This is a genomic window from Arthrobacter sp. ISL-28, from assembly GCF_018613875.1.
In the GTDB taxonomy this organism is placed as follows: Bacteria; Actinomycetota; Actinomycetes; order Actinomycetales; family Micrococcaceae; genus Arthrobacter.
The window spans coordinates 68184-81280 of sequence record NZ_JAGGPJ010000001.1 but is presented as its reverse complement, the minus strand read 5'-3'; the positions used below and the strand labels follow the sequence as shown (position 1 = coordinate 81280).

General features: G+C 63.5%; 11 protein-coding genes. 5 read left to right on the top strand and 6 right to left on the bottom strand.

The genetic code is table 11. The features are described from left to right. Positions 1–12: 12 nt before the first annotated feature. Entirely contained in the window at positions 13–948 is a 936-nt protein-coding gene (locus tag J7E80_RS00360; RefSeq protein ID WP_215049498.1) for a dihydrodipicolinate synthase family protein, read from the bottom strand. Positions 949–1110: 162 nt separating this feature from the next. Between J7E80_RS00360 and J7E80_RS00355 the strand changes: the two genes are divergently transcribed. Next, entirely contained in the window at positions 1111–2172 is a 1062-nt protein-coding gene (locus J7E80_RS00355) for a LacI family DNA-binding transcriptional regulator (RefSeq protein ID WP_215049497.1), read from the top strand. 86 nt (positions 2173–2258) lie between these two features. Here the strand turns inward: J7E80_RS00355 and J7E80_RS00350 are convergent, their stop codons facing one another. After that, positions 2259–2948: a DUF2848 domain-containing protein gene (locus J7E80_RS00350; RefSeq protein WP_215049496.1), complete on the bottom strand. Its 690-nt coding sequence runs from the start codon at positions 2946–2948 to the stop codon at positions 2259–2261. A gap of 147 nt (positions 2949–3095) precedes the next feature. On the opposite strand from J7E80_RS00350, the gene J7E80_RS00345 reads away from it, so the two are divergent. Beyond that, positions 3096–4487 carry an MFS transporter gene (locus tag J7E80_RS00345; protein ID WP_215049495.1) on the top strand — a complete coding sequence of 464 codons (1392 nt, stop codon included), beginning with the start codon at positions 3096–3098 and terminating at the stop codon, positions 4485–4487. Between the two features lie 44 nt (positions 4488–4531). Here J7E80_RS00345 and J7E80_RS00340 read toward each other — a convergent pair whose 3' ends face one another. Continuing rightward, on the bottom strand, positions 4532–5188 hold the full coding sequence (locus J7E80_RS00340) for a GntR family transcriptional regulator (protein WP_215049494.1): 657 nt from the start codon (positions 5186–5188) through the stop codon (positions 4532–4534). 32 nt (positions 5189–5220) lie between these two features. Here J7E80_RS00340 and J7E80_RS00335 point away from each other — a divergent pair, with 32 nt between their 5' ends. The 3 genes from J7E80_RS00335 (at position 5221) to J7E80_RS00325 (ending at position 8231) form a co-directional block, all read left to right on the top strand. Then, positions 5221–6015: a carbon-nitrogen hydrolase family protein gene (locus J7E80_RS00335; RefSeq protein ID WP_215049493.1), complete on the top strand. Its 795-nt coding sequence runs from the start codon at positions 5221–5223 to the stop codon at positions 6013–6015. 294 nt (positions 6016–6309) lie between these two features. Next, complete coding sequence (locus J7E80_RS00330; RefSeq protein WP_215049492.1) at positions 6310–6507, top strand: hypothetical protein; 198 nt, start codon at positions 6310–6312, stop codon at positions 6505–6507. A 434-nt stretch (positions 6508–6941) separates the two neighbouring features. Then, entirely contained in the window at positions 6942–8231 is a 1290-nt protein-coding gene (locus tag J7E80_RS00325) for an ATP-binding protein (RefSeq protein WP_215049576.1), read from the top strand. Positions 8232–8357: 126 nt separating this feature from the next. On the opposite strand, the gene J7E80_RS00320 is transcribed toward J7E80_RS00325, so the two are convergent. From J7E80_RS00320 to J7E80_RS00310, 3 genes are read right to left on the bottom strand one after another with little or no spacing between them, the layout of a single operon-like run. Then, on the bottom strand, positions 8358–11393 hold the full coding sequence (locus J7E80_RS00320; protein ID WP_215049587.1) for a pentapeptide MXKDX repeat protein: 3036 nt from the start codon (positions 11391–11393) through the stop codon (positions 8358–8360). Positions 11394–11404: 11 nt separating this feature from the next. Further along, entirely contained in the window at positions 11405–11557 is a 153-nt protein-coding gene (locus J7E80_RS00315) for a hypothetical protein (protein ID WP_215049491.1), read from the bottom strand. Positions 11558–11613: 56 nt separating this feature from the next. Continuing rightward, a complete protein-coding gene (locus J7E80_RS00310; RefSeq protein ID WP_215049490.1) occupies positions 11614–12987 on the bottom strand; it encodes a DUF3100 domain-containing protein in 1374 nt (457 codons plus the stop codon). Positions 12988–13097: the final 110 nt, after the last annotated feature.

Here is a 13097-nt window from a genome sequence, read left to right as displayed (position 1 = left end):
CATCCTTGGATATCAGACAGGGACGGTGACGCTGCCCAGCTTGGCGGACTTTAGGGCCAGTGCGATTTCGTCGCTGGCGCCTTCAGCCAGGGGAAGCAGGGGCGGACGCACGGTGGCGTGCTCCAGGATGCCTCGGGCAACGAGTCCTTCCTTGAGGGCAACGGTGCCTTCCATGTGCGACCCGCGGTGGTACACGTTCTTGGTCACCGGCAGGAGGCGGTCGTGAATGGCGCGGGCGGCTGCGTAGTCACGGGCTTTACCGGCCGCGATCAGCTCCACCAGCGGCTCGGGGGCGAGTCCGCCGTAGCCAACAAGTGCACCGTCCACATCAAACATCGTGTGCAGCAGGTACTCGTCATGGCAAGTGAGGATCTGCAGGTCGGGGTAGGTTGCCCGCAGCACCGGGATTTCCGTATCCCAGCGCTTCATGTTCCTGACGCCGTTCTTCGTGGCGAACACGCCTTCCTGCCCGGCAATCTCAAGCTGCGTCTCCAGGTCGTAGGTGGCCTTCGTGGCATCGGGATACTGGAACAGAATCAGCGGCAGCCCGGACGTCTCGTAGATTTCCTTGTAGCGGGTCTGCGGGGCGCCCTTCTGGTATCCGAACCGGAGCCATCCGTGCGAGGGGTAGACGAGGCCGGCCGCGGCGCCGGCAGCGACGGCGCGCTCGGCTTCAAGCGCTGCCACCTTGTTTCCCTCACCGGTGATGCCGGCGATGATCGGCACATTGCCGTCCACTGCGTTACGGAAGGCGGAGATCACCAGCGCCTGCTCGTCCTGGGTCAGGAAAGTACCCTCGCCTGCGTGCCCGAGGACCACCAGGCCCTTGACGCCCTCGACGCTGGCCAGCCATGCACCCAGCCGGTGGATCGCGTCAACGTCGACGCTGCCGTCCCGGGTGAACGGCGTTACAGGGGCGGGAACCAGCCCGCGAAGATCAATGGTCATGAGAACTACCTCTGTCTAGTTGGTCGTCGGTCCCGCCTATGATGAGAACGTTTGCGGGAACGTTTTCATTCTGCGGCGTGGCGCAGCTCACTGTCAAGACCCAGTTACGGGCGGGGAGGAAATAGAGTGTCTTCTAGGACAATCTTGAACGGGAGAATTCACATGGAACCGGCGGCAGCCCCAGGCACGAGCGTCACCCTCAGGGATGTTGCTGCTGCCAGCGGGGTGAGTATTTCCACCGCGAGCCGGGCTCTTGACGAACGCGGCACCGCCTCGCGCTCCGCGGCGGCAGCGCACGTCCGAAAGGTAGCTGAGGAACTGGGCTACCGCCGGAACTCATTCGCATCAAGTCTGCGGCGGGGCGAGACGCGGACCTTGGGAGTGCTGGTGCCCCGGCTCAGTGACACCGTCATGGCGCTGATGTTTGAGGAACTCGAGCGCGCCGCGTCGGACCGCGGCTACTTCGCCATGGTTGCCACCAGTGGCGATGACCCCGAAGACGAACGCCGGGCCGCTGAAACACTCCTCGACCGCAATGTGGACGGACTGATCCTGGCGACGGCCCGCCTCGACGACGAACTGCCGCGCCAGCTGCGCCAGCGCGGCATAGCGCACGCACTGGTACTGCGCACGGATGGTGTGAGCCCCTCTGCAGTCGGAGACGACGAAGTGGGCGGATATCTCGCCGTGCGCCATCTCATCGACTTGGGCCACCGGGACATCGCGGTCATCACCGGCCCCTCATTCACGTCCAGTGCGATCGCCCGCCTCGCCGGCGCCCGGCGGGCTCTTGACGAAGCACGCATCACTCCGCCCGAGGAATGGCTGCTCGCCGCTGGCTACGGCATAGAAAATGGGTTCAACGCCGGGGAGGCCCTGCTGGGCGACAAGGCAGGGACGCGACCCACGGCCATATTCGCAGCGAACGACAACATAGCACTGGGCATCATCGCCGCGGCCCACCGCTTCCACATCACCGTCGGAGAAGACCTGGCGCTCGTCGGCTACAACGACACTCCGCTCTCGGCGCGGCTCTCCACGCCCCTGTCCTCCGTGCGGGTCCCTCTTGACCAGATCGCCGGCACCGCGATCGACCTCATCGTCAATCCGGGCAAGGAACCACGCATCCGCAAATCCATGCCGACGCTCATCCCCCGCGAATCGAGCGGGTCACCGAGACAAAGCGGGCCACCGAGACAATCTGCGGGGCAAGGCCGCGCTTAAGCGCAGAGGACGACGGCGGGAGGTCCCGCCGTCGTCCTCTAGCGTTTTGCGTGCCAACCGGTTGCCGTGGTCTGCGGTCAGGCGGGTCAGCCGATCGGTTCAGCCATCTGCTCCACGACGTACTGGGCCTCCACGGCCTTACCGGTCACCGGGTCTGACATCTCGACTTTCCAGCTGCGGGCGAACTGGTCCACGCCGCTGGTCATGGCTACGGTGCCGGAGATGAGGACGGTTCCGGGTTGGTTCAGCCCGCGTTCGGTGAGTACGTCCAGCCAGTAATCAGGAGTCAGCAGGGCTCCCAGCGAGCTGTCCTGGATCAGGGTATCCGGGGTGTCACCGGCCCCCACCCATCCCTTCAGGGTGATCTGGTCCAGGTGGTCCCGCACGTCATCCAGACGCCAGGCCTTGCGGCCCAGGACGTCCGGGCTGGCGTTCTTGCTCCAGGCCACTCCATGGACCTCGAGTTCGCGGTCGGTGTGGTCGCACGCAACGGTGAGAAGCACGCCGTCTTCCGTGATGACAAGGGCCCATTCGGCCTCCCCGGAAGTCCTGCCATGCTGCACGCGGACTTCGGATACCTGCTGAGCCAGATAGGGGGACACTGGATAGAGGGCCGGAGTCGTGGTGGGACCCGGAACGCCGAGCTCGGCCAGCTCGGCAATGTGGGCCTGCACTTCCTCCTGCTCCCGCCCTGCGTAGCCCGCATTCAAGAGGTGCTTTACCTGGACATCCTGGGTGCGGCCGTCGGGAAGTTCGAAGCTCAGAATCGTCGTCATATGGGAGCCCATCCTTTGGTTGTGCTGGAGAAATTTACAAACCGGAAACTAGAAACAGTCGCCAATGTACATCCAGTATGCGTAATGTATACATTTAACGCCAGCGTGACAGGCGTCACCGTAAGAATCTCGTGGAGGACAACACCAATGGCCAACGTCCCAGTTCCGGCTTCCGGCGCACTGCCGCACCCGGACAAGCCGCTTCACCCCAAGGGTCTCTACAAGGCCTTTGCTGCCAGCCTCACCGGCACCGCGCTCGAGTGGTATGACTTCGCCGTCTACTCGGCGGCAGCCGCCGTCGTATTTCCCATCGTCTTCTTCCCCTCGTCCGACCCCCTGACCGGAACCATCCTGGCCTTTTCCACCTACGCGGTGGGCTATGTGTCCCGCCCGGTAGGCGGCATCATCTTTGGCCGGCTCGGCGACCGGATCGGTCGCAAGAAGGTCCTGGTCACAACCCTGATGATCATCGGCGTGGCCACCGTGCTGATCGGTGTGCTGCCGGGCTACGACAGCATCGGCATCACCGCCCCCATCATCCTGGTCCTGCTGCGGTTCGCCCAGGGCGTCGGCGTGGGCGGGGAATGGGGCGGCGCCGTCCTGCTCTCCAGCGAATACGGCGATCCCCACCGGCGCGGCTTCTGGGCCTCAGCAGCCCAGGTGGGCCCGCCCGCCGGCAACCTTCTGGCCAACGGCGCCCTCGCCGTCCTCACCCTGGTCCTGACCGAGGAACAGTTCATCGGCTTCGGCTGGCGCATCGCCTTCCTGGTGTCCGCCCTGCTGGTCGGCTTCGGACTCTGGATCCGGCTGAAGCTTGAAGACACCCCTGTCTTCAAAGCGATCGAGGCCCACGGCGAACAGCCCCACGCCCCCATCCGTGAGGTCTTCAGCCAGGAACTCCGCCCGCTAATCGCCGCTATTCTTTGCCGCGTGGGCCCCGATGTGCTTTACGCCCTGTTTACGGTCTTCACTCTCACCTACGGCATCCAGGCCCTCGGCTATGAACGCAACCAGGTGCTGACCGCCGTCCTGATCGGCTCCGCGTTCCAGCTGTTCATGATCCCGCTGGCCGGCTTCGTCTCCGACCGCGTCAACCGCCGCCTGGTCTATGGCGCGGGCGCAGTGGTGGGTGCGGTATGGACGTTCGTCTTCTTCGGCATCCTCGGCGGAAACAACGAGCCGATGCTCATCGCTGGCATCGTGCTGGGCCTGATGGCGCACTCCTTCATGTACGGCCCGCAGGCCGCCTTCATCGTGGAGCAGTTCTCGCCGCGGCTCCGCTCTACGGGAAGTTCGCTCGCATACACGTTCGCCGGCGTGATCGGCGGAGCCATAGCGCCGCTGATGTTCACGCTGCTGCTCTCCCAATTCGGCACTTGGATTCCGGTGGCCATTTACGTCGCCGTTGCCGCCGCCGTCACCGTGGTGGGACTGGCCCTCGGTCGGGATTCCAACACTGTGGAGGACGAGGACTACCGACTGCTCCTCGAAGGATCAGCAGCAGCGCGCCAGCAGGCCGGCCTCGGGGAATCCCGCTGAACAACTGAACCCTCTGACCAGCTGAACACTGCAGAACAAGCGTGCTAGGTGCGGAGCAGGATGTCCCGGGTAACAGCGAGATGATGGTCAATAGCCTTCTGCGCCTTCGCAGCGTCGCCGGCCACCAGGGCATCAAGGATGTCCTGGTGTTCGGCGCAGACCTGCTCGCGCCGGCCGCCGGTGCGGAACAGGGCCGATACGCCCACCAGGATCTGCCGCACGTGCAGCTTGCTGTAGGTGCGGGAGATCAGCTCGTTTTCGGCCGCGTCAATGAGTTGCTGATGGAACAGGGTGTCCAGTCGAATGAACTCGCGTGCCGCCTCCGGGACGAGGTTGTCCGGCAGCTCAGCCTGCCGGTTGAGTGTGTCCTGCATCGTCTCGGCCGGCACTCTCCGTTGCTCGATGACGAGGCGAGCGGCATGGCTTTCGAGCACCCCGCGCAGTTCCATCAGCTCCGAAATTTCGCGGCCGGTCACCGGCGGAACATAGGCACCCCGCTGCGGAATCAGTTCCACCAGGCCGTCGGACACCAGGAGCAGGAGGGCTTCACGGACCGGGGTGCGCGAGACGCCAATCTCGGCGGCGAGCTCCTGCTCATTGAGGAACCGCCCCTGCATCTCCGGGTCAATCAGGATATTTTCACGGAGGTACGCGTACGCCTTCTCCCGGCCAGACGCCGCGGTCCCCGACATTTTTCGCATACATTATGTATACAACAGACTGGAGTAAATTAATGCGTTTAGCAGTGGCCCAAATCATCAGCAGCGCCGATCAGGCGGCGAATCTGGAACTCATCCGAGACTACGCCACCCGCGCCAAGGCAGCAGGGGCTGAGCTTGTGGTTTTCCCCGAGGCCGCGATGCGCGCATTCGGCAACACGCTGGCGGACATTGCCGAACCGCTGGACGGCCCATGGGCCACAACCGTCCGCGGCATCTCCCGGGACCTGGACATCGCCATCGTCGCCGGCATGTTCACGCCGGGCGCCGACGGCCGCGTGCGTAACACGCTGCTGGTGACCGGTCCCGGGCTCGACACGTCGTACGACAAGATCCACCTTTTTGACGCTTTCGGTTTCGCCGAGTCCGATTCAGTGGATGCCGGCGTCTCCCCTGTCACCTTCGAACTCAACGGCACAACAATAGGCCTTGCCACCTGCTACGACGTGCGCTTTCCCGCGCTGTTTACGGCCAATGCGCGGGCGGGCGCCCACGTCAACCTTGTGTGTGCGTCCTGGGGCGCAGGGGATGGCAAGGCAGAGCAGTGGGACCTGCTGATCCGCGCCCGCGCGGTGGACAGCACCACCTTCGTCGTTGCCTGTGGCCAGGGTGACCCCGCCAGTATCGGACTGCCGTCTGCAGGCGCTGCCCCTACGGGCATCGGCCACAGCGCAGTGATATCCCCGCTGGGCTCTCCCCTGGCCACCCTGGGCCGCGAACCGGAATTGGCTGTCGTCGACATTGACCCGACCTCCATTGATGACGTCCGCGGGAAACTGCCGGTGCTGGCCAACGCCAGGACTTTCTAGACCAGCGGTGTGGTGAACCTCACCCGCCTTCCGCTTGAGGCGTCAGCGCCCCGCCGTGCATGATGAAAAGGAAGGGTTGAGGATACGATTTCCCATCCCAAGCGCTGACATCCGTTCCTGCGGGAAGGATGCGGTGGCTGAGAAACACAATTAAACCCAATCTGGTGGACGCAACGAGGCCAAACCAGTGAGCTCCCCGAGCTCCACACGGTCTCCGAGCGCTCACGGATCGACCGTTCCGGACTCCGCGCTGATGCGAAAGTCCGGCCGAATTATGAATGAGGGCACCGAATAATGACGTTCGAAACCACTGACTCCGTCACCCTGAAGATCTGGGACCGGTCGGCCATCGACCACACCCTGGACACAGTTGTGCAGGACCTGTCGGCACGGGCAAACGCCCCCAAGCACAGCATTGCAGTCACCTGCAGCGGACCCAACACCTTTACGGTCAGCCTGAACCGCAACGCCTCCGTTGGCGCCGCACTCTAGGTAGCTGCCCAACGCAAGCGGACGACGGCGGGATAAACCGCCGTCGTCCGCTTTCGTTTTTCCTGCTCCCGGAGCATTTTTCTTACCGGAGCTTTGATTTTCCTAACCTTTATGCTTCACATCTCATCGCTTTTCCTTATGTGATTTTTCTTCCATACTGAGCAGGACTTACAACGACGTGAGTTTGGTCCAGAACTCCCGTCGTACAGCCACTCTCGACAAGAATGCGACGGATCCATGGCCAACCTCATTGCGTACCAAGACACAAATCTTCACAACGGGCAGACGGAACTCCCCCAGACCGTATCCGAGGCTGTGACCGACTGCAGCGGCGGGGCGGACTGCTTCTACTGCGCCTGCCCTGAAACCGATTGAGACCGGCAGCCATGGGAGCGACCACGGAAATGACCCTGACCACCACCGGCAGGCCGGTCATGCAGCCTTGGAGCGTGCGCGACTTTCACCCTGATGATCTCGACCAGCTCATCAGCGTCTGGCAGGATTCCAGAACACCTGGCGCACATCCGGTCTACAGCCTCGCCGAGATCATCGACGCATGCTCCAACGGGGTGGCTGTCGTCGCTGTACGGGAGGGAAGAGTCGTTGGGGCAGCGGCCTGCAAAATCCAGGATGCCCGCGCCTGGATGGTCTTGCTCGCACAGGCCGCGGACTGGCGGGACCAGGGACTTGGCAGCGCCCTCCTGGCCGGAATCGAGGACAGGCTCACAAGCCAAGGAATACAACGGATCTCCGCTCTCCTCCCTGCATCCGAGACCAGGGTCCGGGCCTTCCGGAACAGCGAATACAGGGTGGAGGAAGACCTCCACTACTTCGAGAGGATTATCCCGCTTCAGCCTCAGGAGATCGGCCCCCTGAGCCAACTGGGAGGCCGGCTCCTCCCCCACGGACTCTGGGAAGCCCTTGCCGGGATGCAGCGCGAGAAAACCCTTATCGAACAGCGACTGATCCTGCCGCTGGCACGCACGGAACTCGCCAAATCCCTGGGCGTAACCCCGCCACGCTCCGTCGTCCTCTTCGGTCCCCCCGGCACGGGCAAGACCACCTTCGCCAAGGCAGTTGCCTCCCGCCTCGAATGGCCCTTCATCGAGGTATTTCCTTCCCGGCTGGCCTCCGACCCCCAAGGTCTGGCCGGCGCCTTGCGGCAGGTCTTCCTGGACATCGGCCGCCTCGAACACGCCGTCGTGTTCATCGATGAGGTCGAAGAGATAGCCTCAGCCCGCACGGGCGAAGCATCATCACCCCTCCAGGGCGTCACCAACGAACTCCTCAAGATCATCCCGGCCTTCCGCGAGAAGGAAGGCCGCATCCTCATTTGCGCCACCAACTTCATCCGCTCACTGGATAAAGCCTTCCTCCGCCACGGCCGCTTCGATTACGTCATCCCGATCGGACCTCCGGACCTAACCGCACGGACGGCCATCTGGAACCGCTACATCCCGCCCGCGGTGTCCCCGCGGATCGACCTGGATGCCCTGGCCCTGGCCAGCGAAAGGTTCTCGCCCGCCGACATCGAATTCGCCGCGCGAAAGGCCTCGCAACAGGCCCTCGAACACGCTGTGCAGAACACCGGGCAACCCGCCCCGGAGGACCACTCGCTGACCACCCGCGCCTACCTGCAGGCAATCGAAGGAACCCGCGCGACAGTCACGGAAACGGTGGTCAAGGACTTCCTCGAAGACATCGAACGGATAGCGAGGGTCTAAGCCCAAGGGGACGGCTCAGCGCCCGGGGACGACTAGGCGCTAGAAGACGATGGCGCAAGAGGACGGCGCAAGAGGACGACGGTGGGAGCTCCCGCCGCCGTCCTCTTGCTGCATTTGACTCGCCCCTCACATCCGCTGCACCAGTTCCTCGAACCGGCTCCTGTAAGCCAGCGTGTACGGGTACCCGCCATGGGTTGCCACTTGCAGCATGTATGTGTGCCGTTCCAGCTCATCAGCGCCGCGGTCCACCGGGTTCATCGCATAGGAATTCGCCGGAAACCCGAGGAAGTCCGTCCTCCTCCAGAGATTGATCCACGCCGGCTCCGGCGTCGTCACCTCGTTACTCATAAGACCGGCAATAATTATGAAATTGGCACCGTTAGGGCTTGCCGGCGTCAGGACCTTGGCGAGGGTCAGCACGCCGGACGCCGGCGGGAGGGCACTATGCGCTGCATCCTTCCGTGCTGCTTCGTTCCCTGTTGCATCCTTCCCTGTTGCATCCTTCCCTGTTGCATCCTTCGCTGTTGCATCCTTCGCTGTTGCATCCTTCGCTGTTGCATCGTTCCCTGTTGCATCCTTCGCTGTTGCATCGAAGTCGTCCTTCACCTGCTTGTACCAAGGGTCGGCCGAAATCAGGGAAGGACCCCGGCAATGTCGATTTCCCAGCGCGCAGGGACCTAGAAGTTCTGGGAAAAACCTGCCGAAGTAAGGCCGTACCTGCGTGCCGTAGGTGAGGAGTCCGATCTTGGCGGAGGTCCGCCACTTCTCATCAATGTTCAGGATTACGGCGATGGCCAGCACGGCCCCGAGGCTATGCGCAGAAAGCACGACCTGGCGTTTTGCCACGTCCTTCTCCCCCAGCGGGGCCTCATTCTCAGGCACTTCTCCGGACAGCCATTCCTGGACCCGGTCAGTAATTTCGGGAACTACGCGGTCCGCGTAACATGGCGGTCCGAACGGATGCCCTGCCCGCGGCAGGAAACAGATCAAATCCCACAGCAGTGCCGCCGGCCGGTCGGCGGGAACAAAGATCCCGGCAATGATCGAACCCAGGATGGCGATTCCCACACTCGCCAGCATGAAGATCGCCAGGGCCTCAGCGCTGTCCTCGATGAATGTCGGCAGCCAAGGAGCAAGATGTCCCGATCCCCCGTCACGGCTGCCGGTGGTGCTGATCGTCAGGGCGGCGGTCACTCCCAGGGCAAGCAGTCCGGCCAGGATGGCAATGAACGGTTCAGCGCGCTGCGCCAGAGCCGCCTGCCTCCGGCGGAAAACAACCGATTTCTCCAGCGCCCCATTGAACGGCCGCCGTACCCGGATGGTCCTGCCGGCGCCATAGTCTGCGAGCTCCGGCCTGAAGACCGGAGGTGGCGGTTCCGGTGTCGTGAGTGCCTGGGGAGCCCTGACAAGGTGGCCCGCCACGACGAGGACTACCGCTGCCAAGGCAGCCCCGACAATGGCGGTGAGGATTACTCCGAACTCCAGGTACGGTGCAGGGATAACTATCTCCTGCCCCACGAGTGCGGCACGGTCCACCGCCGTCCGCCACAGCCCGCTTCCGACTCCTTCATAGAGAGGCCAATTGAGGTACGACGCCGTACCCACCACGAGCAGGCTCGAGAGAAACATGGCGGTTCCCACTGCCAAAAGCATCATGACGCCGGGGCCGCATCCCCGCCAGCCCTCATAGCGTTGGCCGTCGCCTTTGCGCCTCAAGAGCAGCACGAGGAACAGCGCTGCCGAGACCGCCGCGGCCGTCCACAAGACGGCATCCGGCAGGCGGACAACATCACCCCATCCGACCAACAGCAGGGACGCCGCCATTACTCCAAGAAGCGGCAGGGAGTACACATTCCTCACTCCGCGGCGCCATCCCAGCGCCGAGAGGCTTAACACCAGGAGCACTGCCACCAGCACGGTGGTGACGAGACCGGCCACGAAAGGACGTCCCGGGTCAGAACCGGAGGCCCCAGCCGAATTCACGATGCCAAGCACAAAGAGCAAGATCGCCCCGGCCAACAAGACGCCGGCTACCGTCCCCGTCGGCCTGTCCCTGCCCTTTTCCTTTTCCGGATGCTTCCGGCTGATATCCGGGCAGGCTTCACTGTCAATCACCACCTGGGCCGCGATCACGAGCAGGAGCAGGATGGCCGCAGCGGCGATGGCAACACCGGCCCACGGCAACCAGACGGTAAACAGCGGGAAGCAAGCCGGCGAAGCTGAGGGCGCGGTGGAGCATACCGGGACTTCGCCATTGAGCGCGTCCCACGCCAGCAGGCCGGCCAGGAAACTGAAGGACGCCGCCAGATGCAAGCGCTCAGTGTTGGACGAGAGCAGCGCATGCCGCCAAAACCCGGCGGTTGAAAGTATTGGAGCGTTCGGGGAGCCCAAGCTGCCCTCGTCAGGGTCCAGGTCCGCCCCGTTAAGCTCTTTCGCGTAGACGTTCTCCTCATACACGACGCGGCTCCGCCTCGATACAAAGTAGAGCAGCAACACCGCAGACAAAGGGACCAAGGACAGGAACGCCAACCGCTGGCCCCTGGTCCAGTCCGCCAGAAGATCAAGAAAGCCCGGCAGTTGGCTGCAGACCTGGCGGGCATCGCGGAAGCACTGGATGCCCACCAGATCGAGGCTGACCGCCGCCAGCCCGATGGCGAAAAACAGGGTCAGCCCGAGAGCAAACACGCGAATGGATGCCGCGCCCTCCCCATGCATCCAGCCGCCTTTCCTGGCCTTGGCCGCTGGATCCAGACTGCCCTCCGGAACGGGAAGTTTCCTGGCCCAGTAGGCGACATTGCAGAACCCGAACGGCAGCAGCAGGGTCCAGGCGATTTGGGTGAGCACCTGCCCCAGCCGTCCGAAAATCCATGTGCCCGTTGCGTCCTTGCGGTTTAGCGTGCCCCAGGAATAGGCCTCCCTGCGCACGCCGGGAGGAACACTCTCCGGTAGCGCATCCTGCGCTGTCCTGCTGACTGTGGGCTCCTTCAGGATCCAAAAGTTGCCGTAGACATCGCCACGCACGGGTTTGATGGATTCCGGCGAGGTGCAGAGCATTTCAGCAGGCGGTGTGTTCCTGATCCCGTGGATGCGCAGCTCCAAAATATGCGGCTGGACTTCCCTGTCCTGATTCCGGCGGCCATCGGTGGCGTTTACCCATCTCATGGATACTCCTCCTAAGAGGCAATGGTGGCGTCATCGTACGCCCGTTCCGCACGCAGGGAATAGACGGCAAGCCACGGCAGGAACGGCGCCACAATCTGATCCCTGAAGCAAAGCGGACGACGGCGGGAGGTCCCGCCGTCGTCCGGCGCTTCTACGCTTTGCACGCCGTGGCTGCATTAGAGCAGTGTCCGCCTTTGGATGCTTGGCGCCATGGCTGCCTTTACCAGTCGAGGGCAACCTGGCCCAGGGCGGCCGCCGCAATGAATGAGGCACTGTAGGTCAGAAGTGCCACGAGCACGATCTTCCAGCTCAGGGACTTCAGAGCCTTGACGTCCCGGCCGACTGTCAGCCCGATCAACGTAAGCGCCGGCAGGCCGATAAGGATGACGTCGAGGTGTTCGGTGATCCCGGTGAGCAGGGCCGCCGTGGGCACGAAGGGAGCAGTCAGGATGGTGGTGATCGCGAGGACCCACACGCTCGAGGGCACTGAGGGCAGGATCTTCGCCAGCCGGAACGACAGTCCGGTCAGCAACAGCAGCACGAGCAGGCCCAGCGCATCCGTCCCGGTCAAGCTCTTCGTTCCGACCACGTTCATCACGAGGGCGGAAACCCCCACAATCGCGTAGGCCAGAATGGCGATCCAGGGGGTCACTTTCAGGGTCGGATCCACGTCCACCGCCACAGGAAGAGCCTCCTGCGAGGTGGAAGTTTCGGCCGCCTTCCTGCGCTGCTGGCTGGTCGATTTGCCTTCGTCGTCCCTTCCGAAGAGGCGGCTCCAGAACCTGTAGAGGCTCCGGCACAGCGGCAGGGAAAGGAAGACACCGGCGTAAAACCCGACAATGTTCGTGACGAGGTTGGACAGTGCTGCCAGCGCCATGATTTCGCCGGCCTGTTCCGGGTACAGCAGGGACAGTGCGCCAACGCCCCCGAGCATCATGGATGCAGAGCCGAGCCCCAGTCCGAGGGCGAGTGCACGCGGATCGAAGATCTCCAGCCCGCCCAGGAATCCCGCGAGCAGGGAGATGAACACCGCACCGAACAGGCTTCCGAGCAGCCAGACGGAGAAGACGCCCCGGTACTCGCCGGACTGGACACCGAAACGCTGGATGGCGAAAGCAAGGTAGGACTCCCGGTCGATCGACCAGGTGGCCCCCACGGCCACCCGGCCCAGTCCCAGTGCCACAGCCACCGGCAGGGCGAGGATCACGGTCCCGAAAATATGCCCCGCCTCTTGGAGCAGGATGGCCGGACCCAGCTCAGTGAATTTCACCAAGGAAGGCCCGATCTGGGTCCCGAGCCTTGCCAGGAACACGATGATGCCGATCTCCAGGAGGAGTGTGGCCACGGCACGGCTTGATCCTGAGAGGCGGCGGACGCGCTGGGTTCCGATGATTCCGCCAATGACGACGGCCCAGATGATGGGAAAGAGAACGACGGCTGCCGGTCCCATCTGGAACTTGTGCGTGCCGATCAAGACGGCCGCTACAGACACAACCAAGGAGACCACGACGACGGTCAGCCAGTGACCGCGGGTTATCTTTTGGTCCTGGCCAGGGGCATCGGTTTGAGCGATGAGCCGGGCATCTGAAGCCATATGAGTCACTGTCCTTCGAACGAGGAGACCTCCCAGCCTGCAGACTGCTGGATGGTCGGGGTGTAGGTGCGTTCCAAGACTGAGGCACCTTTGTTGTATACCAAACGAAG